The organism is Streptomyces sp. NPDC052721 (assembly GCF_040678315.1).
Taxonomy (GTDB): domain Bacteria; phylum Actinomycetota; class Actinomycetes; order Streptomycetales; family Streptomycetaceae; genus Streptomyces.
Genome location: NZ_JBFATL010000018.1, coordinates 117,573 through 142,050, shown reverse-complemented (window position 1 = coordinate 142,050; position 24,478 = coordinate 117,573). Strand labels below are relative to the sequence as shown.

Below are 24,478 nucleotides of genomic sequence, written 5' to 3'. Positions count from 1 at the left end.
TCCTTGGGTGATTATCACTCGGCGTGCCGAGTGTGGCGATCGTTGACGCACCCCTGGTGACTGCCTACCGTCGAGAAGGCAGGTCAAGGACGGAGGTCGGCGTGAGAACGAGCGGCGACGGTACGGCTGGGGGTGCCCCCGGACGCGGTTTCGGGGAGAGCGGTCCGTACCCGCCCCCGAGCTCGCGGCCGCGCTCAGGCGGGGGACATGCCCATCCCGGCAGCGCGGTGGAGCACGCTCCACAGCTGCCGACGGCGGTGCCGAACGGCGGAGGGGTGGCGTCCATGACGTCCGAGGAGATCGGCTACCGCGGGCCCACGGCCTGCGCGGCTGCCGGCATCACCTACCGGCAGCTCGACTACTGGGCCCGCACCGGTCTGGTCGAGCCCAGCGTACGGCCCGCCTACGGGTCGGGCACCCAGCGTCTGTACAGCTTCCGGGACGTCGTCGTCCTGAAGATCGTGAAGCGGTTCCTGGACACCGGGGTGTCCCTGCAGAACATCCGCTCCGCCGTCCAGCACCTCAGAGAACGCGGTTTCCGCGACCTGGAGCGGATGACCCTGATGAGCGACGGCGCGACCGTGTACGAGTGCACCTCGCCGGACGAGGTCCACGCCCTGCTCCAGGGCGGTCAGGGCATCTTCGGGATCGCCGTCGGCGTGGTGTGGCGGGATGTGGAAAGCGCGCTCTCCCAGCTGCACGGCGAGCGCATCGACACCGGCGAGACCCTCGTCGGGCACAATCCCGCGGACGAGCTGGCGCGGCGCCGCAACCGGGCGGTCTGACCGCCGCGTCCGACCGCCGGACCCCTCGCGGGGCGCTCCGGCACCACGGCATTGTCAGTGCCGTGGTGCAGCATCGGAGATGTGAGAAACGCGCCCACGATCCTGCATCTCGACATGGATGCCTTCTTCGCCTCGGTGGAGCAGGCGTCCAAGCCGAGCCTGCGCGGGAAAGCGGTGGTCGTGGGCGGGCTCGGCCCCCGCGGGGTGGTCGCCACCGCGTCGTACGAGGCACGGGTGTTCGGGGTGCGCTCGGCGATGCCCATGGCCCAGGCGCGCCGGCTGGTTCCCAACGCCGCCTATCTGGTGCCGCGCTTCACCCTGTACCGGGCGATCAGCGAGCAGGTGATGGCGCTGCTGCGGGAGCTGTCACCGCTGGTCGAGCCGCTGAGTCTGGACGAGGCGTTCGTGGACCTGGAGGCCGGGGGAGTGGCGTGGGACGAGGAGTCGGCGCGGCGGACCGGGCAGACGCTGCGCGCGGACATCCGGGCGGTCACCGGGCTCACCGGATCGGTGGGGCTCGCCGCTTCCAAGATGCTCGCGAAGATCGCCTCCGAGCAGGCCAAGCCGGACGGCCTGATGCTGATCGAGCCGGGCACGGAGCGGGCGCTGCTGGCGCCGATGCCGGTGCGCACCCTGCCGGGGGTCGGACCGGCCACCGGGGACCACCTGCGCCGGGCCGGGATCACCACGGTGGAGGAGCTGGCGGAGGCAGGCGAGGACGAGCTGGTCCGGCTGCTCGGCAAGGCGCACGGGCAGGCGCTGTACGCCATGGCCCTGGCCCGGGACGAGCGGCCCGTGGTGGCCGAGCGGGAGACCAAGTCGGTGTCGGTGGAGGACACGTACGACGTGGACATCCATGACCGGCTGCGGGTCGGTCTGGAGGTGCGGCGGCTGGCCGACCGGTGTGTGCGGCGGCTGCGCGAGGCCGGGCTGTCCGGGCGGACCATCGTGCTGAAGGTGCGGCGGTACGACTTCTCCACCCTGACCCGCTCCGAGACGCTCAGGGGGCCCACGGACGACCCCGTGGTCATCCGCGAGGCGGCGGCGCGGCTGCTGGACTCCGTGGACACGACGGGCGGGGTGCGGCTGCTCGGAGTGGGGGTGTCCGGGCTCGCCGACTACACGCAGGAGGACCTGTTCGCGCAGGCGATGCCCGTGTCTGCGGTGGAGGAGCCGGAGAACGGTGCGGTGGAGGCTGTGGTGGAGCGGGCGGAGCCCGTCGAGCGGCAGTGGCGGGCCGGGCAGGATGTGCGGCATGCGGAGTACGGGCACGGGTGGGTGCAGGGGAGCGGGCTGGGGCGGGTGACGGTGCGGTTCGAGACGCCGCAGTCCCCTCCGGGGAGGGTGCGGACGTTTTTTGTCGACGATCCGGCGCTGGAGTCTGCTGATCCGTTGCCGTTGGTTTCGGACTCTTCCCACCTGCCCACCCGTCTCGGTCCGCCGAGCAGTGACCGTCACGGGGCTCCGCTCCGGACCCCGGAAGAAGCCACCGATCAGGCCTCCTCCGACCCTGCCAGCTTGCCGAAGTCGTGGTCCGGGACCTTGGGGGATGAGGCCACGTCGAGGCCGTAGTGGTGGTAGAGCTGGAGTTCCTGTTCCGGGGAGAGGTGGCGTCCTACACCGAAGTCGGGGGCGTCCTTGATCAGGGCGCGGTCGAAGGGGACGTGCAGGGTGCCCTCGACGAGTTCGCTGGGCTCCAGGGGCACGAAGGCGTCCCGGGAGAACAGTCCGGTGCGTATGGCCGCCCATTCGGGCACGCCGGTCGCGTCGTCCAGGTACACCTCGTCGATGGTGCCGATCTTGGTGCCATTGCGGTCGAACGCCTTGCGGCCGATCAGGTTGCGTGGATCGATGTCGGTCTGCACGGTCCCTCTCCCTCCACGTGGTCGCAACTCATCCGTAAGCACTACAAAAGAGCACATTCAAGGAGGCGGCCACTCGAAGGCCCCGGCGTTGGCCTCGCTGGTAGGCTGACAGCGGCTGCTGACCCCGTGCGGGAGAGTCCTCCGACCACCTCGGAGGCGCCGAAGGAGCAAATCCTCCCCGGAATCTCTCAGGCTCACGTACCGCACGGACGAGGTCACTCTGGAAAGCAGGGCGGATGTCGACGGCTTCCGCCCTCACCGACGGGGAAAGCCGGCGCCCACGGGCGTCCGGTGAAGCTCTCAGGTCGAGATGACAGAGGGGGAGGCCGTCGGGGTACCCGCGCCGTGGTGCCCCTCGCAGGTCGCGTCAGACCAGGAGGCCTCCGCAATGACCGCCCATCGCATTCCGCTCTCCGAACTCGAAGCGGGCACCCCGTTCGAGCAGCGCCACATCGGGCCCGACCAGGAGGCGCAGGCCAAGATGCTCGCGCAGGTCGGATACGGCTCGCTGGACGAGCTGACCGCCGCCGCGGTCCCGGATGTGATCAAGAACGCCGATGCCCTGGACCTGCCGGGCGCCCGCACCGAGGCGGAGGTGCTCGCCGAGCTGCGCTTGCTCGCCGACCGCAACCAGGTCCTCGGCTCCATGATCGGCCTGGGTTACTACGGCACCTTCACGCCGCCCGTCGTCCTGCGCAACGTCATGGAGAACCCGGCCTGGTACACGGCCTACACGCCGTACCAGCCGGAGATCTCCCAGGGCCGCCTGGAGGCCCTGCTGAACTTCCAGACGATGGTCGCCGACCTGACCGGGCTGCCCACCTCCGGCGCCTCCCTGCTGGACGAGGGCACCGCCGCCGCCGAAGCCATGGCCCTCTCCCGGCGTATGGGCAAGAACAAGAAGGGCCTGTTCCTGGTCGACGCGGACGCGATGCCGCAGACCATCGCCGTGATCGAGACCCGCGCCGAGCCGACCGGCGTCGAGGTCGTCGTCGCCGACCTCAGCGACGGCATCCCGGCGGACATCGCCGAGCGCGAGATCAACGGCGTGCTGCTCCAGTACCCGGGCGCCTCGGGTGCCGTACGGGACATCAAGCCCGTCATCGACCAGGCGCACGAGCTGGGCGCCCTCGTCACGGTCGCCGCGGACCTGCTCGCGCTGACCCTGCTGACCTCCCCGGGCGAGCTCGGGGCGGACATCGCCGTCGGTACGACCCAGCGCTTCGGTGTGCCGATGGGCTTCGGCGGCCCGCACGCCGGCTACATGGCCGTACACGAGAAGTTCGCGCGCAGCCTCCCCGGCCGGCTCGTCGGTGTTTCCGTCGACGCCGACGGCAACAAGGCCTACCGCCTGGCGCTGCAGACCCGTGAGCAGCACATCCGCCGGGAGAAGGCCACCAGCAACATCTGCACCGCGCAGGTCCTGCTCGCCGTGATGGCCGGCATGTACGCCGTCTACCACGGGCCGGAGGGTCTGAAGACCATCGCCCGGCGGACGCACCGGTACGCCACGGTCCTCGCCGCGGGGCTGAAGGCCGGTGGCGTGGAGATCGTCCACGGCGCCTACTTCGACACCGTCACCGCGCGCGTGCCCGGCAAGGCCGCCGCGATCGTCGCCGCCGCCCGGGAGAACGGGGTCAACCTGCGCCTGGTCGACGCCGACCACGTCTCGGCGGCCTGCGACGAGACCACCGACCGGGCCCAGCTGGCCGCCGTCTTCGCCGCCTTCGGTGTCGAGGGCGACATCGAGGCGCTGGACGAGACCGCCGAGGACACCCTGCCCGAGGCGCTGCTGCGCACCGACGCCTACCTCACCCACCCGGTCTTCCAGCAGCACCGCTCCGAGACCGCGATGCTGCGCTACCTGCGCAGGCTGGCCGACCGCGACTACGCGCTCGACCGCGGCATGATCCCGCTGGGCTCCTGCACCATGAAGCTCAACGCGACCACGGAGATGGAGCCGGTCACCTGGCCCGAGTTCGGGCAGCTGCACCCCTTCGCGCCGGCCGAGCAGGCGCAGGGCTACCTCACGCTCATCCACGAGCTGGAGGACCGTCTCGCGGAGGTCACCGGCTACGACAAGGTCTCCCTCCAGCCGAACGCCGGCTCGCAGGGCGAGCTGGCCGGTCTGCTGGCCGTACGCGGCTACCACCGCGCCAACGGTGACGAGCAGCGCACCGTCTGCCTGATCCCGTCCTCCGCGCACGGCACCAACGCCGCCAGCGCCGTGATGGCCGGCATGAAGGTCGTCGTCGTCAAGACCGCCGAGGACGGCGAGATCGACGTCGAGGACCTGCGCGCCAAGATCGAGCGGTACCGCGACGAGCTGGCGGTGCTGATGATCACCTACCCCTCCACGCACGGTGTGTTCGAGGAGCACGTCGCCGACATCTGCGCCCAGGTGCACGAGGCGGGCGGCCAGGTGTACGTGGACGGCGCCAACCTCAACGCGCTCGTCGGCCTCGCCAAGCCCGGCCACTTCGGCGGTGACGTCTCCCACCTGAACCTGCACAAGACGTTCTGCATCCCGCACGGCGGCGGCGGTCCGGGCGTCGGCCCGGTCGCGGTCCGCTCGCACCTGGCGCCGTACCTGCCGAACCACCCGCTCCAGCCGCAGGCCGGCCCGGAGACGGGCGTGGGCCCGATCTCGGCCGCCCCGTGGGGCAGCGCGGGCATCCTGCCGATCTCGTGGGCGTACGTCCGTCTGATGGGCGGCGAGGGCCTCAAGCGTGCCACGCAGGTCGCGGTGCTCTCCGCGAACTACATCGCCAAGCGCCTGGAGCCGCACTACCCGGTGCTCTACACCGGCCCCGGCGGCCTCGTCGCGCACGAGTGCATCATCGACCTGCGCCCGCTGACCAAGGCGACCGGCGTGAGCGTGGACGACGTCGCCAAGCGCCTGATCGACTACGGCTTCCACGCGCCGACCATGTCCTTCCCGGTGGCCGGCACGCTGATGATCGAGCCGACCGAGTCCGAGGACCTCACCGAGCTGGACCGTTTCTGCGATGCGATGATCGCCATCCGCGCGGAGATCGAGAAGGTCGGCTCCGGCGCGTGGTCCGCCGAGGACAACCCGCTGCGCAACGCCCCGCACACCGCCGCGGCGCTCGGCGGTGAGTGGTCGCACGCCTACAGCCGCGAGGAGGCCGTCTTCCCGGCCGGTGTCTCGGCCGCCGACAAGTACTGGCCGCCGGTGCGCCGCATCGACCAGGCCTACGGCGACCGCAACCTGGTGTGCTCCTGCCCGCCGCTGGACGCCTACGAGGACTGAGCGAGCCGCTGCCGAAGGCCCCGCCCGGGTTCCGGGCCGGGGCCTTCCGGCTTTCCTACGCCGTCGCCAGCGAGACCTCGGTCGCCTTGATCAGGGCGACGACGTCGGAGCCCACGAACAGGCCGAGGTCCCCGGCCGCGTCCTTCGTGATCGCGGCGGTGAGTTCGCCGCCTTCCACGGCGATCCGGACGGTGGCCATGGCCTCGCCGAGCGACAGACGGGTGACCGTGCCCGGCAGCTGGTTGCGGATCGACAGACCCTCGATCCGGTTGGCGGCCAGGGAGACCTCCGTCGCCTTGACCAGGGCGGTCACCGGGGAACCCGGGGCGAGGCCGAGGTGTTCGACGGCTTCCAGGGTGACGGCCGCGGTGAGGTTCTGGCCGCCGGTGAGCCGGACTTTGACGGTCGCCATGACTTCTCCCGGGTGCACCTCGGTGACGGTGCCGGGCAGTTGGTTGCGGATGCTCAGGGTCATGGGCACCCACCGTAGAGCGCCGGTCCACTCAGGCCGGGTATGCGTGGGTCTGCGTCGCTTTGACCGTCGCCCAGACCGGTGCACCCGGATGCAGGTCCAGCTCCGCGGCGGCGACCGTCGTCAGGTCCGCCGCGTGCGGCAGCTCGCCGGTGAGGTCGGCGCGGATCTGGTCGCCGTGCGTCTCCAGGCCGGCGACCTCGCAACGCCACAGGTTGCGGGCGCTGGCGCCGGAGGGCCGGTCCCGGAACAGGGTCACGGCGGACGGGGGGAAGGCCACGAAGACCGGGCCCGACAGCTCCTCCGTGGTCGTGATCGCGGGCCCCGTGTCGAGCCGTACGGTGTGCCCCGCGGCCTGTCCGCGGTAGAGGTTGAGGCCGACGAGCCGGGCGATGTAGTCCGTGCGCGGGTGGCGGGCGATGTCGGCGGGGGTGCCCTCCTGGACGACCCGGCCGTGCTCCACGACCACCAGCCGGTCCGCGAGCACCATGGCGTCCAGCGGGTCGTGGGTGACCAGCACGGAGACCGCCTCGAACTCGGCCAGACGGCGACGGAGCTGTGCGCGGACCTCCAGGCGGGTACGGGCGTCCAGCGCTGCCAGTGGCTCGTCCAGGAGCAGCAGCCGGGGGCGGGTGGCCAGGGCGCGGGCGAGGGCCACGCGCTGCGCCTGGCCGCCGGACAGGCTGCGCGGCTTGGCGCCCGCGTGGGCCGCCAGACCCATCCGCTCCAGCCACGTCGCCGCCTGGGCGCGGGCCTCCGCCTTGCGCACGCCCTGGCAGCGGGGGCCGAAGGCGACGTTGTCCAGCGCGGACAGGTGGGGGAAGAGCAGGTAGTCCTGGAAGACGACGCCGACCGGGCGGGACTCCGGGGGTGTGTGGTCCAGGGGGGTGCCGTCCAGGTGGAGATGACCGTCGGTGAGCGGGGTGAGGCCGGCGAGAGCGCGCAGGGCGGTGGTCTTGCCGGCGCCGTTGGGGCCCAGCAGGGCGAGGACGTCTCCGGGGGCGGCCTTCAGGGCCACGTCCAGGCGGAAGGTGCCTCGGTCGACCACGAGGTGGGCGTCGAGGCCGGTGGTCTCGGGCCGGTGTGTGGTGGCCGGCCGGCCTTCGGCCGGCTCCTGGGGGGCGGGAGCGCCGTCGGCGGCTGCGGCCGGGTCCCGGGAGGGGCCGGTGCTGTCGGCGGCCGTGGGGTGGGGAGTCGTCATGACGTTGTCGTCCAGCGGTCCCTGAGACCCGCCAGTACCGCGATCGACACGGTCAGCAGGACCAGGCTGAGGGAGATGGCGGCCTCGGGGTCGTTCTGCAGGGCCAGGTAGACCGCGAGGGGCATGGTCTGGGTGCGGCCCGGGAAGTTGCCCGCGAACGTGATCGTCGCGCCGAACTCGCCGAGCGCGCGGGCCCAGGCAAGCACCGCGCCGGCGGCGATGCCGGGCGCGATCAGCGGCAGCGTGACCCGGCGGAACGCGGTGAAGCGGGAGGCGCCGAGCGTGGTCGCCGCCTCCTCGTAGCGCGGGTCGGCGGCGCGCAGCGTGCCCTCCACGCTGATCACCAGGAACGGCATCGCGACGAACGCCTCCGCGATCACGACCCCGGTGGTGGTGAACGGCAGGGTGATGCCGAACCACGCGTCGAGCCACTGGCCGATGACGCCGTTGCGGCCCAGGGCGAGCAGGAGGGCCACACCGCCGACCACCGGCGGCAGCACCAGCGGGAGGGTCACCAGGGCGCGTACGAGACCCCGCCCGGGGAACTTCGTACGGGCCAGCAGCCAGGCCAGCGGCACACCGAGGACGAGGCTGACGGCGGTCGCCGCGGTGGCGCTGACCAGGGACAGCTGGAGCGCCTGCCACACCTCGGCGCTGGTCAGCCGATCCGGCAGGCCGCGCCACGGCGCGCGGACGAGCAGCGCGAGCAGCGGCAGCAGCAGGAACGCCAGGGCGAGCACGCCCGGCAGCAGCAGCGGCAACGGCACCCCGTGCCGGCCGCCCGTGCCGGCACGGCGGCGCCGTGGCCGGCCTGTGCGGGGGCCGGTCGCGGCACCGGGCTTGTCGAGCGGGGTCACGGCTTGAGGAACCCGGCCTCGTTCAGCACCTTCTGCCCCTCGGCGGAGCGCACGAGGGCGATGAACGCCTTGGCGGCCTCGGCGTTCGGCGCGTTCTTCAGCAGCGCGATCGGGTAGTCGTTGACGGCGCCGGCCGATTCAGGGAACTCCACGCCCTCCACCCTGTCACCCGCGGCCTTCACATCGGTCCTGTACACCACCGCCGCGTCGGCCTCCTTCAGCTCCACCTTCGTCAGGGCGCCCTTGACGTCCTGCTCGTAGGAGACCGGCGTGAGCTTCAGCTTGCCGGCGTCCAGGGCCTTCCGGGCGGCGGCGCCGCACGGCACGGTCCTGTCGCACAGGACGACCTTCAGACCGGGCTTGGTGAGGTCTTTCAGGGAGGACACCTGGTGCGGGTTGCCCGGCACGGTGGCGATCTCCAGCTGGTTGCGGACGAAGGTGACCGGGGTGCCGGCCGTGTCCTTCCTGTCCGTCACGACGGCCATCGTCCTGGGGCTGGCCGCGGCGAACACGTCCGCCGGGGCACCGCTGGTGATGTTCGCGGCGAGGGTGTCGCTGCCGCCGAAGTTGAAGCTGACCTTCGTGCCCTGATGCTGTTTCTCGAACTCCTTGCCCAGGGCCGTGAAGCTCTCCTTCAGCGAGGCCGCAGCGAACACGGTGACCGTGCCGGAGAGCTTCGGGGACGTCGATGTGCCGGAGGAGTTGGACGAGTCGGTGGAGTCCGACGAGGAGGAGCAGGCGCTGAGGGTCATCACGGCGGCGGCTCCCGCACCGGCCAGCTGCAGCATCCGCCGGGACCGGCGCACGGAACGGGTCAACACGGATCTACTCCTCGGTTCTGTCGAACGACTGTCGCGCCCGGGCACGGCCGAGTGGCGGCCGTGCGGCGATGATACTGCCGCATCTGCCAGGTGGAAGTCTCCTGTCGCATCGCATGAGCTGCGAACTTACGACTTCCAGCTTGCATGTGCGTTTGTACGGCGCTCGTCGACCCGAGGTGTGACGGTCTCACGCGCCCGGTCAGGTCCGGTCGATGTGCACGTTGGTGGACTTCACGCGCGCGGTGGCCTCCATGCCGACCTCCAGGCCCAGCTCCTCCACCGCCTCCCGGGTCAGCAGCGAGACGAGCCGGTGCGGGCCCGCCTGGATCTCCACCTGGGCGGCGACATCACCGAGCTTGATCGCGGTGACGATGCCGGGGAAGGCGTTGCGGGCCGAGGTGTACGAGGCGTCCTCCTCGGCGGCGCCCGCCTTGGCCAGTTCGACCGAGAACGCGGCGAGGTCTCTGCCGTCGATGAGCCGCCGCCCGGACTCGTCGCGGTGCGTGGCCACCCGGCCGGCGTCGGCCCAGCGGCGGGCGGTGTCCGGGCTGACGCCGAGCAGCCGCGCGGCCTGGCCGATCGTGTAGGACTGCATGCCGGTCACGATAGGGCCACGCTCCCGGGAACCGTGGACGTGGGCCCCAGGGAGCCGTGGACGTGGGCCGGCCGTCGGAGGTACCGCGATTCCGCCGTACCGCGGCCGGACCCGGCGGACGCGTTCGGCGGCTGTGGGGAGGACCCTCAGGAGACGGCGGAGATCGTGCGGGACGGCTGGGTCCGCACCCGCTCCCGGAACCTGGCGGTGGATGCTCGCGTCGGGCGCCGTGCTGAGCGCCGTGATCCTGCTGATTGCTCGACGCGCGGGGGTGTCTGCGGTTGTCCGGACGCACGCGCGACATCGTCAGCGCCGTCATCCACCGGAACGCCGTCGTCCACCGGGCGCGCCCCGTCGAGCGGGTCTCGGCCTCCCGACCCGACGCCGACCAGGCGTAGGTCGCCGGAGTGCCGGACGCGTGGGCCGGCGAGGTGATCCACGCCGGCCGCGCGGCTCGGCTCAGCCCGTGTGCACCCGCGGCCGGCGTTCCCGGTCCGGTTCCGCCTCGCGCAGTACTTCACGGGTGACCGGGGCGACCTCGCCCTGGCCGAAGAGGAAGAAGCGGAGGAAGTTGGCGAACGGATTGCCCTCGGTCCACTCGAAGTAGATGTGCGGGGTGCAGCCGGTGACGTCACGGACGTGCAGCAGCAGTGCGGCGAGGGCGTTGGGGATCGAGGCGGACTCCAGCGTCAGCACCCGGTAGCGGCCGTGCAGCACCTCGCCGCGGACGGTGAGGCCCGCCTCGAACTCGGACGGGTCGGTGACCGTGACCTCGACGAAGACGAAGTCCTCCTGCTCGGGCATCTCGTTGTCGGCGCGGATCTGCTCGATCTTGTCGCGGTACTCGGCCTTGTCCCGGCGGTCCGGCTCGTTGGCGATGAACCGCATCTTGCGGCTGGCCATGTCCCGTATGAACCGTTCCGCCAGGGGATCGAGCGACACGCTGGTCACCCGCAGCTCGAAGGCACGGGCCAGCCGGGACAGCAGGGAGACCAGTACGATGCCGGCGATGAAACAGGCACCGATCTTCACACCGTCCGGGCGCTCGATGACGTTCACGACGGTGGTGTAGAGGAACACCACCGAGATCACCCCGAACGTGAGGGTCCAGCCGCGCTGTCCCGCCTTGCGCGCGGCGATGGTCACGGCGATCGCGGCCGAGCTGATCAGCACCAGCACACCGGTGGCGTAGGCGCCGCCCTGCTTGTCGACGTTGGCGTCGAAGATCCAGGTCACCAGGAAGGCGACCAGGGTGAAGACGATGACCATCGGCCGCACCGCCCGCGCCCAGTGCGGGGCCATGCCGTAGCGGGGCAGATAGCGCGGCATCAGGTTGAGCAGGCCCGCCATGGCGGAGGCGCCCGCGAACCACAGGATGGCGATGGTCGACACGTCGTACACCGTGCCGAAGGCGTTGCCGAGGTACTCGTGCGCGAGGTAGGCGAGCGCGCGGCCGTTGGCCTCGCCGCCCGTCCTGAACTCCTTCTCCGGGATCAGCAGCGTGGTGATGAAGCTGGTGGCGATCAGGAAGCAGCTCATGATCAGCGCGGCGGTGGTCAGCAGCTTCTTGGTGTCCCGGATGCGGCCCGCGGGCCGCTCTTCGGTGTCGTCGGGGTCGCCCTTCACATGCGGCATGACGGCGACACCGGTTTCGAAGCCGGACAGGCCCAGGGCGAGTTTCGGGAAGACGATCAGTGCCACGCCGATCATCACGAAGACGTTCCCGTGCTCCGTGGTCAGCGCGCTGCTCCAGTCCGTGATCACATGCCCGGCGGTGACGACGTGCCACAGGCCGGTGATCACGACGACGAGGTTGAGCGCGAGGTACACGCCCACCAGGGCGACCGCGACTCCGATCGCCTCCAGGAAGCCCTTGAGGAAGACCGCGCCGAGCAGGGCCACGAGGAACAGCGTGATCAGCATCTGCTTGCCCTGCAGGGCCTCCGTCAGGTGCGGGTTCTCCACCAGGTGGGTGGAGGCGTCGGCGGCGGACAGCGTGATGGTGATGAGGAAGTCCGTCGCCGCGAAACCCAGCAGCGTGAGCACGAACAGCTTGCCCTGCCAGAACGACAGCAGCCGCTCCAGCATCGCGATGGAGCCCTCGCCGCGCGGGCTCTCCTCCGCGACCCTGCGGTAGACCGGCAGCGCGCCGGCCAGCGTCACGACGACGAGCACGATGGTCGCCACCGGCGAGAGCAGACCGGCGGCCAGGGCCGCGATGCCGGGCTGGTAGCCGAGGGTGGAGAAGTAGTCGACACCGGTCAGGCACATCACCCGCCACCAGCGCTGTCCCTGGTGCGGGGGCTCCGGCTCGGCGTGGGGTCCGGTGTGGCCACCGCCCTTGCCCATGTCGGACAGGCCCTCCAGCATCCACGCGCGCAGGCGGCTGGTACTGGGAGGGCGCTCGGTCGTGACCATCGGCGTGCTCCTGATGTGCGGCTCAGCTCTTCCGGGCCATCACCTGGACGGCGGCACCAGCGTAAGCAGAGCGTGACGCCTGGGCCTATGGATCACGGCTCAGGCGGCGTCAAGCTTGCGTTAAGAATGGCCCGTGCGGGCAGAGGCCGCACCAATAAGGGGAGGCCGCAGCGGGTCGGCCGGGGTGAGGCGGAGCGGCTGAGCCCAGGGGAGTCGGCGGGGGAGTCGGCCGGGCGGTGGCCACCGAGCGTCACTCCAGGCCCGAGGCCCGGAACACCCCGAGGGCCGTCTCGCGGTCCACGCGGCGGGCCAGGCGGTGCAGTTCCGTCGTGCCGCACAGCAGCGTGCCGGCGGCCTCCGAGCCGCGGGCACCCTCGTCCAGCCGGTACCACAGCTCCGGGTTGCGGATCAGGACCGCCGGGTCGATCTCGACCCGATTGCCGAGAGTGTCGCGCAGCACCAGGCGCTGGGTGACACCGTCCAGCGGGCGCACCGCGGTCAGCAGATCGGTGCGGACGCGGCGGGTACGGTACAGGCGGCGGGCGGCCAGCCAGCCCCGGCCGGCGGACACGCGCACCGGGAACAGCACGAGCAGCAGGAGCAGGGCCAGCAGGAGCCACAGGGCACCGCGCCACCAGGTCAGCGAGCCGGCCGCCCAGTCGACGCACAGCAGCAGGCCGAACAGCGCGCCGGCACAGCGGGCCGACGTGCGCGCTTCCTCGGTCCAGCCGCGGTCCTCCACCACGGTCCCGGTGCCGGACGGGTACGCGCCGGTCGGCTGGGGGCGGGTGTCGTTGCCGTGCTCCATGGGGGAAACGGTAGTCCGCCGACGGGGCCCCGGCTCTTCCCCTGACGGCGCTCTGACGGCCGGGGGCCTGTTCTTGACGGGGCGGCAGCGGGCCCAGTGCGACGTCCTCGCGTCACTCGCCGGTTCGTGGCCCCGTCGCCCCCTTCACAACCCCCGGGTGTCGATGCGCAGATGCCACGTATTGCGGCGGTGGACGGACAGCAACTCGGATTCCAGGGGGGACGGGGGTACCGCCAGGACCGGGCAGACCGCGTGGGCCAGGCAGTGCCGGCAGACCCGGCCGGAGAACGCCCGGTGCAGTCCGCGCCGCCCGGTGCCCACGACCAGCACGTCGTCCTCCCGGTTCGCGGTCGCCACCAGCGCCGGGCCGGGGGCGCCGCGTACGACGGCGGGCTGCATCGGCACACCGGGTTCCTCCGCGTCGAAGATCTCCTCCAGCACCGAGGCCAGCCGCTGCTTGGCGAGCCGCTGCCACTTCTCGACCAGCAGTCCGGCGGCGGGGGCGCGCCGCGCGGCGGAGTCACCGCCCGGTGGCTCCCAGGCGAGCACGGGCCACAGCCCGGCTCTCAGCCGGCGGGCCAGCGCGGTGGCCCGCCGCAGGGCCGTGACGCTGTTCAGGGAGCCGCTCACGCCGACCACCACTCGCGTGACCGCCGAGGCGTCGTAACCGGACATGACTCATGACTCCACCGTTCCGGACGGGCACCGGAGGGGGTGACACCGTGACAGCCGTGACACCCGCGGGCGTGCCCGCTGCAGGGTCCTCGCTTCCTTCCATCCCACTCCCGTGCCGGTGATTCGACCAGCCGGGCGGCACGAACACCTCCACGTACGCCCCTCCGGCCATTAAAATTCGGCACTCAGAACGAAACTTTCGAGCGCCTCCAGGAGGCGAGCATGCGAACGTACGACAATCCCGTCATCCCGGGCTTCCATCCCGACCCCAGCGTGTGCCGGGTCGACGACGACTATTACCTGGTGTGTTCCAGCTTCGAGTACTTCCCCGGCGTTCCGCTGTTCCACAGCCGGGACCTGGTGCACTGGCGCCAGATCGGCAACGTGCTCGACCGGCCGAAGCAGTTGGACCTGCCCGACGACGTCCCGGCGTCCGCCGGCATCTACGCGCCGACGATCCGGTACCACGACGGACTCTTCCACGTCATCACCACCAGCGCGGGCGCCGGCGGTACCTTCCTCGTCACCGCCGAGCGTCCCGAGGGCCCCTGGTCGGACCCGGTGTGGATCGATCTGCCCGGCATCGACCCCGACCTGGCGTGGGACGAGGACGGTTCCTGCTGGGTCGCGATGGCCGGGGTCAGCGTCGCCCGCATCGACCCGCGCACGGGACGGGTGCTGGAGGGCCCGCTGCCGATGTGGTCCGGCACCGGCCTGCGGGACCCGGAGGCCCCGCATCTGTACCGGATCGGCGACTGGTGGTACCTGCTGCTCGCCGAGGGCGGAACCGCCCTGGGCCACGGTGTCTCCGTGGCACGCGCCCGCTCGCCGCGCGGCCCCTGGGAACCGGCTCCCGGCAACCCGCTGCTGTCCCACCGCGGCACCGGTCTGCCCATCCAGTGCACCGGTCACGGCGACCTGGTCCAGGCGGCCGACGGCACCTGGTGGATGGTGCTGCTCGGCACCAGGCCCCGTGGCTGGTTCCCGGAGTTCCACGTCCTCGGCCGGGAGACGTTCCTGGTCCCGGTGGAGTGGGCCGACGGCTGGCCGCGGACGGGCCCGGTCCAGGAGCGGCATCCGGCGCCGGCCGCCTGGGTGCCCGTCGAACAGCCGCCGGTGCGGGACGACTTCACGGACCCGGTGCTCGCACCGCACTGGATATCCCCGCGGCGCCGGCCCGACGGCTGCTGGTCGCTGACCGAGCGGCCGGGCCGGCTCACCCTGACCGCCACCGGTGACAGCCTCGACCGGCCCGGGCACACCTTCGTCGGCCGCCGCCAGCAGCACCACGACTGCCGGGCGGCGGCGTCGCTGGAGCCCGGCGCCGCGCGGGCGGGGCTGTCGGTGCGTCTGGACGAGGCCCACCACTACGACCTGGAGGTGAGCGGGGGTACCGCGGCGGTGATCGCGCGGATCGGCCCGCTGCGGCAGCGCGTCGCCGCACACCCGGTGCCCGCGGGGCCGGTCACCCTGGCCGTCGACGTCCGCGCCACCCGGGACCCCGGGACGCAGCACGGCCCCGACACCCTGGCGTTCTCCGTCGAAACCTCCGAGGGAACCGTCCGGCTCGCCGAACTCGACGGCCGCTATCTGTCCACGGAGGTGGCCGCCGGTTTCACCGGCCGTGTCATCGGCATGTACGTCACCGAGGGCCGCGCGGCCTTCGACTGGTTCGAGTACGCGCCCGCCACGCCGTAGTCGACACCCTGACGCATCGAGGGATTCCGAAAGTTTCGAAGGGACGGGTGTGGGGGCTCTCCAGTCCCCGCACTCCGGACACGCGTCGGGGCCGGTCGCACGTGTCAGGTGCGGTCGGCCCCTCGGGGCACTGTGCCCTGCTCAGGTCAGGGTCACCGTGCCGTGCTCAGGCGGCGGTCATCACCTGGTCCGCACCGAGCGGGCGGTGCGGGGCGATGATGCGGCCGTCGGGCAGCAGCTCACCGGTGTCCTCGAAGAGCAGGACGCCGTTGCACAGCAGGCTCCAACCCTGCTCCGGGTGGTGCGCCACGAGGCGGGCGGACTCCCGGTCGGCGGATTCGGCTGGCGGGCACGGTGGCTGGTGCTGGCACATGGGCGGGATCTTTCGCTTTGTCGTGATCATGTCCGTCCCCCGTGGTGATGAGTCGGTCGGAAACCAGTGTTGTCCTCTGGGCGTGGTTCCGCAGGGATTTCACAGCACCGCTTCTCACAGGTTCAGGACGCGTCACCCGCGCGGACGGTTCAGTCCAACTGCACTGTCCCTTCGGATGGTTCGCAGTGGCCGGATAGGACTAGTCCGGATGGCTCCGGGCGGTGGAGTGCTCGAAAGACAGTCGTACCCCGCTTCCCTTGCGGGCAGCGGGGTACGCGGGCGTCGGTCAGGCAGGCGAGCCGAGCAGCGGGAGAGGAGTCGCCCGATGGGTCAGCACCGGCAGCAACTCGGCGACCGGGAACGGACGGTGCGTCGGAATGCCGGGCGGTGCGGGCGCCAGCGGCACGAGCAGATCGGTGGCGGCGGGATGGCCCTCGCTGCCGTCGCCGGAGCAGTCGCCGTGCAGCCACAGTGTGAGCATGTACAGGCCGGGCACGGACAGCAGCCGCGCCTGGTACGGCTGCTGCAGGGCCTCGGCCTGTTGCAGGGCGCGTTCGGTGGAGGCGACGTACGGGCCCTCGAAGAAGTGCGAGAAGGCCCAGCCGTCGGGAGTCAGCATGGTCTCGGCCGCGGCCACCGCGTGATCACCGCACCGGATCAGGAAGCGCCAGCCGGCCAGCCGGGTCGCGGACAGGCCTTGCGCGGTGATCCGGTCCAGCACGTGGACGGGCAGCGGGAGTTCCGGTGTCGCCGGACCCTGCGCGGCGCGCAGGGAGGGGGTGCGGGCCTCACGGACCGCGGTGGGGGAACCGAGGGCGGTGAGGACGGAGCGCAGGGCAGGCGCGGGGGCCGGGGGTACGTGCAGCGGCATGTGGGTCGCCTCTCATTCGACAGGCGCGGCGGCGCGAGGAGGGTGGGGCGGACGGCGCTGTCAGCTCACGGAAGGCCGGAGAGGTGGGGGCCCGGGTTGGTGTGAAAGAGAGTGCGGCTCGCTCTGCCGCCCGTCAACGGGGACGGCAGGAACACCGCGGAAACCAGGACCGAGGGCGCCAACCTTCTGCCTTGTGGACGGAGTTTATACGACGTGTGTTCGGCCGGTGTTTCGTCTATCCGATTTCGGTCGGCCGGGCAAGTCGGAATTAGGCCGTCGATTTGCGGAAATCATCCCGATTTCCGACCCGGGCCCCCGTCGCTGACCTCGCCATACGCGCCGGTAACGGTCGGCCGAAAGCCGTCGGCGTTTTTCACGAGGCGTGCGGGGCACCCGAAGGTGCGAGTGCGGCATGCCCCGTGAATGTGCCGCCGGGAACATTCGACAGACTAGCGGGCGGCGGGCCCGCGCGGGACGTTATCGATCGCTTCGGCTGGGCATCATCCCACCTGACCCGGGAGCCGGGCGGCCGGATCGTCGGCCCGCTCATCCGAGGAGGGACACTTCGATGGGGGAGAAGGTCGTGGCAGGGCAGTTCGACCTGTCCGATCGCCAGCGCTACCGTGAAAAGCTCCAGCAGTGCCTGACGGGACTGGAGCGGCTGCTGCGCGAGAAGCGATTCGACCGTCCCAAGAATCTCATGGGCGTCGAGATCGAGTTGAATCTCGCCGGGCCGGACGGTATGCCGAAAATGTTGAACGGGCAGGTACTGGAGCGCATCGCGAGCCGCGATTTCCAAACAGAACTCGCCATGTTCAACCTGGAAGTCAACATAGCCCCACACCGGCTGGGCGGCCGGGTATTCGACCGGCTCGCCGAGGAACTGCGCACCTCGCTCGCCTATGCCGACCGGAAGGCCGGCGAGGTGGACGCGGGCATCGTGATGATCGGCATCCTGCCCACCCTGGACCGGGACGACCTGGTCTCCTCAAACCTCTCCGAGGTCGACCGCTACACCCTCCTCAACGACCAGATCGTCGCCGCGCGCGGAGAGGACTTCCGGCTCGACATCGAGGGCGTGGAGCACCTCGTCTGCACCTCGAAGTCGATCGTGCCCGAGGCCGCCTGCACCTCCCTGCAACTGCATCTGCAGGTCACCCCGGCCCGGTTCGCCGACGTGTGGAACGCGGCCCAGGCCGCCTCCGCCGCGCAGATCGCCGTCGGCGCCAACTCGCCGTTCCTCTTCGGGCACGAGCTGTGGCGCGAGTCCCGGCCCCCGCTGTTCCTCCAGTCCACCGACACCCGGCCGCCCGAGCTCCAGGCGCAGGGCGTACGGCCGCGCACCTGGTTCGGCGAGCGGTGGATCACCTCCGCGTACGACTTGTTCGAGGAGAACCTGCGCTACTTCCCGGCGCTGCTGCCGATCTGTGACGACGAGGAGCCGCTGGAGGTCATCGAGGCCGGCGGGGTGCCCAGACTCGCCGAACTCGTGCTGCACAACGGCACGATCTACCGCTGGAACCGGCCGGTGTACGGCATCGCTGACGGCGTCCCACACCTCAGGGTGGAGAACCGGGTGCTGCCGGCCGGGCCGACCATCACCGACGTCATCGCCAACGCGGCCTTCTACTACGGCCTCGTCCGCGCCCTCGCCGAGGAGTCCCGGCCAGTGTGGACGCGGCTGCCGTTCGCCGCGGCCGAGGCGAACTTCGACGCGGCGTGCCGGTACGGCATCGACGCGCGCTTCGTGTGGCCCCGGCGGGGGCGGTACGGCGGCACGGGCGAGGTCGACGCGGTCACGCTGGTCCGTGACGAGCTGCTGCCGCTCGCCTCGGCCGGGCTGGACGCGTGGGGTGTGGAGGCCGCCGACCGGGACCTCTACCTGGGCGTGATCGAGGAGCGCTGCCGGCGCCGGGTCAACGGGGCGTCCTGGCAGGCGGCCACCTTCCACCGGGCACTGGAGCAGGGACTGTCGCGGCAGGCGGCCCTGGCGGCGACGACGCGGCGGTACGCCGAGCTGATGCACGTGGGCGAGCCGGTGCACACGTGGCCGGTCGGATTGCCGGAGCCGGTACCACCAGGCTCCGCCGGACAGCTGGTGCGCTGAGCGCCGGGCTCCGCCGGGCTGCTGGTGGGGTTGAGTGTCGCGTGACTGCCGGGCTGCTGGTGGGGTTGAGTGTCGCGGGACTGCCGGGCTGCTGGTGGGGTTGAGTGTCGCGTGACTGCCGGGCTGCTGGTGGGGTTGGGCGGCGCGCGACCGCCAAGCCGTTGGGGAGGCTGAGCGTCGGGCTCTGCCGGGCCGCTGGAGGGGCTGAGCGCCACGTGACCGCCGAGCCGCTGGAGAGGCCTCGCGCCGCGCGCACCGTCGGCCGCGCCGTGGGGGCTGAGCGCCGTCGCGGCGGAGAAGAGGGGGCGGCGGGCAGCAGTGCGCCGCGGGGCGTGGCGGAGGAACCGGCTGCGGACGTCGGTGGGCGGTGGGGCGTGGCGGAGGAGCCCGCTGCGGACGTCGGTGGGCGGTGGGGCGTGGCGGAGGAACCGGCAGCGGACGTCGGTGGGCGGTGGGGCGTGGCGGAGGAGCCCGCTGCGGACGTTGGTGGGCGGTGGGGCGTGGCGGAGGAGTCGGCCGCCGTCGTCGGCGAGCTTCGTAGGACCGCGAGAAGAGCCCAGGGCTTCCGGGGGGCATCCCGCGCTCTTCACAGCTCCTTCTGCGATCCTTGCCAGGCGAGAGGTGGGCCAGGGGCCCGTGAGCCGGCTGGAGGCAGGGGTGCAGGTGGAGGCTGACTCGGTGGCCGATTCCGCGGCGCGGGAGCGCGACCCGCGGCGGATCCTGCGGGACGAGACGCTGCTCGTCCTCGCGCTCTCGCTCGGGGCGAGCGGAGTGTCCGCGCTGATCAGCTTCATCGGCTCGGTCACCAAGCCGGGCGGCCTGAAGGACCAGGCGGCCACCCTCAACGCCTCCGCCGCGCCGGGCCGCCCCTGGCTGGACCTGGCCTGGCAGCTCTTCGGCATCGCCACCGCGCTGGTCCCCGTGGCTCTCGTCGCCCACCTGTTGCTGCGCGAGGGCGCGGGCCTGCGCACCCTCGGCTTCGACCGCGCCCGCCCCCGGCCCGACCTCGCCCGGGGTGCCGGCATCGCGGCCGTGATCGGCAGCACCGGCATCGCCTTCTACCTCGCAGCCCGCGGCTTCGGCTTCAACCTCACGGTGGTGCCCGAGGCCCTTCCGGACGTGTGGTGGAAGTACCCGGTGCTGATCCTCTCCGCGCTGCAGAACGCGATCCTCGAAGAGGTGATCGTCGTCGGCTATCTGCTGCGCAGGCTGGGGCAGTTGGGCTGGACTCCGGGGACCGCGCTGGTGGCCAGCGCGGTGCTGCGCGGCTCGTACCACCTCTACCAGGGCATCGGCGGCTTCGTCGGCAACATGGTCATGGGCGTGGTGTTCGTCTGCCTGTACCGCCGCTGGGGCCGGGTCGGGCCGCTGGTCGTCGCGCACTCGCTGCTCGACATCGGCGCGTTCGTCGGCTACGCCCTCCTCGCGGGCAAGGTGGGCTGGCTGCCGACAGCCTGAGCAAGCCCTCAGGCGCGCAGCTCCCCGTCGATGACCGTCACCGCGAAGCCGGTGAGCAGGGTGCGCTCGCCCCGCAGGCCGGTGCGGACCAGCCCGGTGCGGCGGGAGGCCTGGAACCCGGTGAGGTCGTCGCGGCCGAGGCGGGCGGACCAGTGCGGGGCGAGCGCGGTGTGGGCGCTGCCGGTCACCGGGTCCTCGTCGATGCCGACGTTCGGGAAGAAGCAGCGGGAGACGAAGTCGTAGCCACGGGACGGGTCGTCGGCGCGGGCGGTGGCGATGATGCCGCGCGAGGAGTAGGCGCCGAGGGCCCGGTGGTCGGGGGAGAGGCCGAGCACGGTCTTCTCGTCGGCGAGTTCCACCAGCAGGTCGCCGACGTTCGGGCCGGTGTCGAACGCGGCGGCCGGCCGCGCGCCGAGCGCCTCGGCGACCCCGGCCGGGATCTCGACCGGGGTGAGGGGGGCGGTCGGGAAGTCGAGGGTGATCGAGCCGTCCGCGCCGGGCGTGGCGATCAGCACACCGCTGCGGGTGGTGAACCGCACCGGGCCCTCGTGGGCGCCGGTGGTGTGCAGGACGTGGGCCGTGGCGAGGGTGGCGTGGCCGCACATCGCGACCTCCGCGACGGGCGTGAACCAGCGCAGCGCCCAGTCCGCCTCGCCGCCGTCGGGCAGCCGGTGCGCGAACGCCGTCTCGGCGTGGTTGACCTCCATGGCGACGTTCTGGAGCCAGTCGTCGTCGGGGAAGACGTCGTCCAGGAGCAGGACTCCGGCCGGGTTGCCGGCGAAGGCGCGGTCGGTGAAGGCGTCGACGATTCGGATGCGCATGGCGCCGACGCTAGCGGCTGCGACGGCCTTTGGACCAAGGCCAATTCAGGGATCCCGGACTGATTCCCGGGCCGGCCACCGTCGCGCGCGTCCGCAGCCGGTCCCCTCGCCCGGCAAGGGGATTGTCATTCGGTCGGTTCCGATATATCGTTGAGGCATCGTGAACGATAAGTGATGCAGACGCGACAGATCAACGATGGAATGGAGTGATCGTGATGCGCACCCACGGTTTCGAGCGTGGACATCGGCAGGAGGGCCCCGGTCGGCGGGGCATGGGCGGTTTCGGTGGCTTCGACGGGCGGCGGGCCGCCTTCGGGCCCTTCGGTCCGGGCGGTCCGGGCTTCGGTCCGGGCGGACCCGGTTTCGGACCGGGCCCCTGGGGGCCGCGCGGACGGGGCGGTCCGAGAGGGCGGGCGCGGCGCGGTGACGTACGCGCCTCGATCCTGGCCCTGCTCAAGGACCGGCCCATGCACGGCTACGAGATGATCCAGGAGATCGCCGAACGCAGCGGCGGCGCCTGGAAGCCCAGCCCCGGCTCGGTCTACCCGACCCTCCAGCTGCTGGAGGACGAGGGGCTGATCGCCAGCGAGAGCGAGGGCGGCAAGAAGCTGTTCGCCCTGACCGAGAGCGGACGCGCCGCCGCCGACGAGGGGCCGGACGCCCCCTGGGAGGAGGCCTCGCGCGGGGTCGACTGGGAGGCCCTCGCCGAGATCCGCCAGGCCGGCTTCGGGCTGATGGAGGCCTTCGGTCAGGTGTGGAAGACCGGCAGCAAGGAGCAGCGCGAGAAGGCGCTCGCCGTCATCAACGACGCTCGCAAGAAGCTGTACCTCATCCTCGCCGACGAGCACTGAGCCTCGTGAGTGAGGAGCCGTCACCGGTACGACGGTCCGGGCGCCCCGCTGTGTCCGAGCGGGGCGCCTTCGTCCGTCCCGGCTTCAGGCCACCAGCCCGTCCAGCTTGCGCAGCGACTCGTGCAGGGCGGCCGTCGCCGAGTCCTTGAGCTTGCCCGCCATCAACGACACCGCCGCCCCGGTGAACTCCCCGTCGATGCGGAGGGTCGTGGCGTCCCCGTCCGGGGTCAGCGTGTAGCGGGTGGCCACGGTCACCGCCATCGGGCCCTTGCCGCGGATGGCGAACACCCGGGCGGGCTCCAGCTCCTCGATGGTCCAGTCGACCTCCGCCGGAAAGCCCATCAGCTTCATGTTCTCCTGGAACGTGCCGCCCACGGCCAGGGTCTGCGGGCCGCCCTGCGGGAAGCTGGTGTGCGTCGCGTTCCACGCCCCGTACGACGGCCAGTCGGTGAGCTGGGCCCACACCTTCTCGGCCGGTGCCTGGATGCGTGCCTCCGCGCTGACTTCGGCCATGCGACCACCCCTTCGGATCGGGCGTATCGGGCTACGGTGTCGCGGAACGTAGCCGCAGGGGCGCGAACATTCAATACTGATGAACCGTCAGAAGTTGTGCGAAGACGTGCCGTCCGTGCCGGGATCGGTCAGATCTCCTCCGTAAGGATGAGATCCGGGTCGGCGATGTCCACTCCGTGTGGGACGCGAAAATGGTTCCCCTCGTGGATGCCCCGTCCTGTTGCGGCTGATGAGGTGGGGGATGTGCAACCCCGTACAGCCCACCGGACCGCCGATGACGGACCGGTTCCGCACCCGGACGGCGCTGCCGGGCTCGGTGCCGAGCTCGCAGTGGTGGTCGCCGCTGCCCGCCGAAGGGCCGTCCGGGACAGGGACCGGCACACCGACACCGCCCATCTGCTGCACGCCCTGCTGGAACACGACCCCGAGGCACGCGCCGCCATGGGGGGCCCGCAGCGGCTCGCCCGGCTCCTCGCCTACCTGGTGCAGCGCAGCATCGGCTACGGACTGCGCTGGCAGAGCAGCGTGGAGGACTCGGGCGCGGTTCCCCTCGTCCCCGCTCCGGCCGGCCCCGCCGGTCTCGCCGGGCCCGACAGTCCGGGCAAGGGTGCCGAGGACTGGTCCCCGGCCGCGTCCGCCGCGCTCGCGGACGCCCGCGCGCGTGCCCGGCGGCGGGGCGCGTCCCGCGTCAGCGGCACCGACCTGCTCGCGGCGCTCGCCGCGGACCCGCGGTCCCGGGCGGCCGAGGTCCTCGAACGCGCCGGCATCCGCGCCCACGAACTGTCCGCGCGGATCGAGGCCGCAGCGGACGCGTACGCGGACGGTGGCGGGGCGGCGCGCTGACCCGCTGGTCCCCTCCGTCGGCCGTCCATCTGCTGAGACAGGTGTCACCAGGGGTGACGCTCCTGTCGTCGCCTGTCATCATGTGCCGGTGCATACGTCTGTGAGCAGTCAGGACAGCCCCGGCAAGGGAGCCGGGCTCGGTCTCGCGCTCGGCTCGGCGCTGGCCTTCGGCGGGTCCGGAGTGGCCGCCAAGCCGCTGATCGAGGCGGGACTCGACCCGCTCCACGTGGTGTGGCTGCGGGTGGCGGGCGCCGCCCTGGTGATGCTGCCGGTCGCGATCCGGCACCGGGCGCTGCCGCGCCGCCGGCCCGCGCTGCTCGCCGGGTTCGGGCTGCTCGCCGTCGCCGGTGTCCAGGCCTGTTACTTCGCCGCGCTCTCCCGCATACCGGTCGGCGTCGCCCTCCTCATCGAGTACCTGGCTCCCGCCCTGGTGCTCGGCTGGGTGCGGTTCGTGCAGCGGCGGCCCGTCAGCCGCGCCGCCGCGCTCGGTGTCGTCCTCGCCGCCGGCGGTCTCGCCTGCGTGGTCGAGGTCTGGTCCGGCCTGAGCTTCGACGCGCTGGGCCTGGTGTTCGCGCTCGGCGCCGCATGCTGCCAGGTCGGCTACTTCGTGCTGTCCGACCAGGGCGGCGACGCGGGTGACGCGGCGCCGGACCCGCTCGGCGTCATCGCCTACGGGCTGCTCGTCGGCGCCGGCGTACTGACCGTGGTGGCCCGCCCCTGGAGCATGGACTGGTCGGTGCTGGCCGGCTCCGCGGACCTGCACGGCACCGCCGTACCGGCCGTCGCCCTGCTCGCCTGGATCGTGCTGGTCGCGACGGTGATCGCCTACGTCACCGGGGTGCTGTCCGTGCGCCGGCTGTCGCCGCAGGTCGCCGGGGTCGTCGCCTGTCTGGAGGCGGTCATCGCGACCGTGCTGGCCTGGGTGCTGCTCGGCGAGCACCTGTCCGCGCCGCAGGTGGCCGGGGGCGCGGTCGTCCTGGTCGGAGCGTTCATCGCCCAGTCCGCCACCCCGGCCGCGGGGTCGGCGGAGCCGGTCGCCGCGGCCGGCGAGGAAAGGGAGTTGTCCGCGCGGGGCACGGCCGCCTAGAGTCCGGATCATGTCGCACCACGCACTCGTCCTCTCGCCCCCGGCCGCCTGAGGCGGGCCTCCGGGTCTCGCCCGGCGCATGCGC

Annotated in this window: 22 protein-coding genes and 1 riboswitch; of the genes, 9 read left to right on the top strand and 13 right to left on the bottom strand. The window is 72.0% G+C overall.

Going from position 1 to position 24,478, the window contains the following annotated elements:
* Positions 1-101: 101 nt before the first annotated feature.
* Both AB0L21_RS19370 and AB0L21_RS19365 read left to right on the top strand, forming a co-directional pair.
* Complete coding sequence (locus AB0L21_RS19370) at positions 102-785, top strand: MerR family transcriptional regulator (protein ID WP_365785279.1); 684 nt, start codon at positions 102-104, stop codon at positions 783-785.
* A gap of 81 nt (positions 786-866) precedes the next feature.
* Positions 867-2,357, top strand: a complete 1,491-nt coding sequence (locus AB0L21_RS19365; RefSeq protein WP_365785277.1) for a DNA polymerase IV — start codon at positions 867-869, stop codon at positions 2,355-2,357.
* On the opposite strand, the gene AB0L21_RS19360 is transcribed toward AB0L21_RS19365, so the two are convergent.
* Positions 2,279-2,650, bottom strand: a complete 372-nt coding sequence (locus AB0L21_RS19360) for a PRC-barrel domain-containing protein (RefSeq protein WP_365706136.1) — start codon at positions 2,648-2,650, stop codon at positions 2,279-2,281. The two genes, AB0L21_RS19365 and AB0L21_RS19360, sit on opposite strands and share 79 nt — an antisense overlap.
* Positions 2,651-2,769: 119 nt before the next feature.
* A riboswitch (glycine riboswitch) is annotated at positions 2,770-2,864 on the top strand.
* A gap of 174 nt (positions 2,865-3,038) precedes the next feature.
* Between AB0L21_RS19360 and gcvP the strand changes: the two genes are divergently transcribed.
* A complete protein-coding gene (gcvP, locus tag AB0L21_RS19355) occupies positions 3,039-5,924 on the top strand; it encodes an aminomethyl-transferring glycine dehydrogenase (protein ID WP_365785276.1) in 2,886 nt (961 codons plus the stop codon).
* A 55-nt stretch (positions 5,925-5,979) separates the two neighbouring features.
* On the opposite strand, the gene AB0L21_RS19350 is transcribed toward gcvP, so the two are convergent.
* From AB0L21_RS19350 to AB0L21_RS19315, 8 genes are all read right to left on the bottom strand, one after another.
* The gene (locus AB0L21_RS19350) at positions 5,980-6,399 is read right to left on the bottom strand and encodes a TOBE domain-containing protein (protein WP_365706132.1); all 420 of its coding nucleotides are present in this window, start codon (positions 6,397-6,399) and stop codon (positions 5,980-5,982) included.
* A 28-nt stretch (positions 6,400-6,427) separates the two neighbouring features.
* Complete coding sequence (locus AB0L21_RS19345) at positions 6,428-7,597, bottom strand: ABC transporter ATP-binding protein (RefSeq protein WP_365785274.1); 1,170 nt, start codon at positions 7,595-7,597, stop codon at positions 6,428-6,430.
* Positions 7,594-8,454 (bottom strand): molybdate ABC transporter permease subunit, encoded by an 861-nt coding sequence (gene modB, locus AB0L21_RS19340; protein ID WP_365785272.1) that lies wholly within the window; start codon positions 8,452-8,454, stop codon positions 7,594-7,596. The genes AB0L21_RS19345 and modB overlap by 4 nt, the downstream gene beginning before the upstream one ends.
* Complete coding sequence (gene modA, locus AB0L21_RS19335; protein WP_365706162.1) at positions 8,451-9,272, bottom strand: molybdate ABC transporter substrate-binding protein; 822 nt, start codon at positions 9,270-9,272, stop codon at positions 8,451-8,453. The genes modB and modA overlap by 4 nt, the downstream gene beginning before the upstream one ends.
* Positions 9,273-9,474: 202 nt before the next feature.
* A complete protein-coding gene (locus AB0L21_RS19330) occupies positions 9,475-9,870 on the bottom strand; it encodes a molybdopterin-binding protein (RefSeq protein ID WP_103817071.1) in 396 nt (131 codons plus the stop codon).
* A 459-nt stretch (positions 9,871-10,329) separates the two neighbouring features.
* Positions 10,330-12,288, bottom strand: coding sequence for an amino acid transporter (locus AB0L21_RS19325; RefSeq protein ID WP_365706125.1), 1,959 nt, complete (start codon positions 12,286-12,288; stop codon positions 10,330-10,332).
* Between the two features lie 250 nt (positions 12,289-12,538).
* Positions 12,539-13,096, bottom strand: coding sequence for a hypothetical protein (locus tag AB0L21_RS19320; RefSeq protein WP_365706123.1), 558 nt, complete (start codon positions 13,094-13,096; stop codon positions 12,539-12,541).
* Between the two features lie 144 nt (positions 13,097-13,240).
* The gene (locus tag AB0L21_RS19315) at positions 13,241-13,771 is read right to left on the bottom strand and encodes a universal stress protein (protein WP_365785270.1); all 531 of its coding nucleotides are present in this window, start codon (positions 13,769-13,771) and stop codon (positions 13,241-13,243) included.
* Between the two features lie 222 nt (positions 13,772-13,993).
* Here AB0L21_RS19315 and AB0L21_RS19310 point away from each other — a divergent pair, with 222 nt between their 5' ends.
* Positions 13,994-15,469 (top strand): glycoside hydrolase family 43 protein, encoded by a 1,476-nt coding sequence (locus AB0L21_RS19310; protein WP_365785268.1) that lies wholly within the window; start codon positions 13,994-13,996, stop codon positions 15,467-15,469.
* Between the two features lie 166 nt (positions 15,470-15,635).
* Here the strand turns inward: AB0L21_RS19310 and AB0L21_RS19305 are convergent, their stop codons facing one another.
* Positions 15,636-15,842 (bottom strand): DUF5999 family protein, encoded by a 207-nt coding sequence (locus AB0L21_RS19305; RefSeq protein WP_059248121.1) that lies wholly within the window; start codon positions 15,840-15,842, stop codon positions 15,636-15,638.
* 286 nt (positions 15,843-16,128) lie between these two features.
* Positions 16,129-16,713: a hypothetical protein gene (locus AB0L21_RS19300; protein WP_365706117.1), complete on the bottom strand. Its 585-nt coding sequence runs from the start codon at positions 16,711-16,713 to the stop codon at positions 16,129-16,131.
* Between the two features lie 568 nt (positions 16,714-17,281).
* Between AB0L21_RS19300 and AB0L21_RS19295 the strand changes: the two genes are divergently transcribed.
* Together AB0L21_RS19295 and AB0L21_RS19290 are read left to right on the top strand one after the other, a co-directional pair.
* Positions 17,282-18,820, top strand: a complete 1,539-nt coding sequence (locus AB0L21_RS19295; RefSeq protein ID WP_365706115.1) for a glutamate--cysteine ligase — start codon at positions 17,282-17,284, stop codon at positions 18,818-18,820.
* Positions 18,821-19,477: 657 nt separating this feature from the next.
* Positions 19,478-20,278, top strand: a complete 801-nt coding sequence (locus AB0L21_RS19290; RefSeq protein ID WP_365785286.1) for a type II CAAX endopeptidase family protein — start codon at positions 19,478-19,480, stop codon at positions 20,276-20,278.
* Positions 20,279-20,286: 8 nt separating this feature from the next.
* Here the strand turns inward: AB0L21_RS19290 and AB0L21_RS19285 are convergent, their stop codons facing one another.
* Positions 20,287-21,099 carry a PhzF family phenazine biosynthesis protein gene (locus tag AB0L21_RS19285; RefSeq protein WP_365785266.1) on the bottom strand — a complete coding sequence of 271 codons (813 nt, stop codon included), beginning with the start codon at positions 21,097-21,099 and terminating at the stop codon, positions 20,287-20,289.
* Between the two features lie 215 nt (positions 21,100-21,314).
* Here AB0L21_RS19285 and AB0L21_RS19280 point away from each other — a divergent pair, with 215 nt between their 5' ends.
* Positions 21,315-21,950 (top strand): PadR family transcriptional regulator, encoded by a 636-nt coding sequence (locus AB0L21_RS19280; RefSeq protein ID WP_365785264.1) that lies wholly within the window; start codon positions 21,315-21,317, stop codon positions 21,948-21,950.
* An 84-nt stretch (positions 21,951-22,034) separates the two neighbouring features.
* On the opposite strand, the gene AB0L21_RS19275 is transcribed toward AB0L21_RS19280, so the two are convergent.
* Positions 22,035-22,463 (bottom strand): SRPBCC family protein, encoded by a 429-nt coding sequence (locus AB0L21_RS19275; RefSeq protein WP_365706109.1) that lies wholly within the window; start codon positions 22,461-22,463, stop codon positions 22,035-22,037.
* A 234-nt stretch (positions 22,464-22,697) separates the two neighbouring features.
* On the opposite strand from AB0L21_RS19275, the gene AB0L21_RS19270 reads away from it, so the two are divergent.
* Entirely contained in the window at positions 22,698-23,306 is a 609-nt protein-coding gene (locus AB0L21_RS19270; protein WP_365706107.1) for a Clp protease N-terminal domain-containing protein, read from the top strand.
* A gap of 82 nt (positions 23,307-23,388) precedes the next feature.
* Positions 23,389-24,393 carry an EamA family transporter gene (locus tag AB0L21_RS19265; protein WP_365706105.1) on the top strand — a complete coding sequence of 335 codons (1,005 nt, stop codon included), beginning with the start codon at positions 23,389-23,391 and terminating at the stop codon, positions 24,391-24,393.
* The last annotated feature ends 85 nt before the right edge of the window (positions 24,394-24,478 follow it).

What these genes read in the sequence shown, in the direction of transcription:
- gcvP (WP_365785276.1), top strand. Translation starts at nt 3,039, where the DNA reads ATGACCGCCCATCGCATTCCGCTCTCCGAACTCGAAGCGGGCACCCCG.
- AB0L21_RS19350 (WP_365706132.1), bottom strand. Translation starts at nt 6,399, where the DNA reads ATGACCCTGAGCATCCGCAACCAACTGCCCGGCACCGTCACCGAGGTG.
- AB0L21_RS19345 (WP_365785274.1), bottom strand. Translation starts at nt 7,597, where the DNA reads ATGACGACTCCCCACCCCACGGCCGCCGACAGCACCGGCCCCTCCCGG.
- AB0L21_RS19330 (WP_103817071.1), bottom strand. Translation starts at nt 9,870, where the DNA reads ATGCAGTCCTACACGATCGGCCAGGCCGCGCGGCTGCTCGGCGTCAGC.
- AB0L21_RS19325 (WP_365706125.1), bottom strand. Translation starts at nt 12,288, where the DNA reads ATGGTCACGACCGAGCGCCCTCCCAGTACCAGCCGCCTGCGCGCGTGG.
- AB0L21_RS19320 (WP_365706123.1), bottom strand. Translation starts at nt 13,096, where the DNA reads ATGGAGCACGGCAACGACACCCGCCCCCAGCCGACCGGCGCGTACCCG.
- AB0L21_RS19315 (WP_365785270.1), bottom strand. Translation starts at nt 13,771, where the DNA reads ATGTCCGGTTACGACGCCTCGGCGGTCACGCGAGTGGTGGTCGGCGTG.
- AB0L21_RS19310 (WP_365785268.1), top strand. Translation starts at nt 13,994, where the DNA reads ATGCGAACGTACGACAATCCCGTCATCCCGGGCTTCCATCCCGACCCC.
- AB0L21_RS19305 (WP_059248121.1), bottom strand. Translation starts at nt 15,842, where the DNA reads ATGTGCCAGCACCAGCCACCGTGCCCGCCAGCCGAATCCGCCGACCGG.
- AB0L21_RS19300 (WP_365706117.1), bottom strand. Translation starts at nt 16,713, where the DNA reads ATGCCGCTGCACGTACCCCCGGCCCCCGCGCCTGCCCTGCGCTCCGTC.
- AB0L21_RS19295 (WP_365706115.1), top strand. Translation starts at nt 17,282, where the DNA reads ATGGGGGAGAAGGTCGTGGCAGGGCAGTTCGACCTGTCCGATCGCCAG.
- AB0L21_RS19285 (WP_365785266.1), bottom strand. Translation starts at nt 21,099, where the DNA reads ATGCGCATCCGAATCGTCGACGCCTTCACCGACCGCGCCTTCGCCGGC.
- AB0L21_RS19280 (WP_365785264.1), top strand. Translation starts at nt 21,315, where the DNA reads ATGCGCACCCACGGTTTCGAGCGTGGACATCGGCAGGAGGGCCCCGGT.
- AB0L21_RS19275 (WP_365706109.1), bottom strand. Translation starts at nt 22,463, where the DNA reads ATGGCCGAAGTCAGCGCGGAGGCACGCATCCAGGCACCGGCCGAGAAG.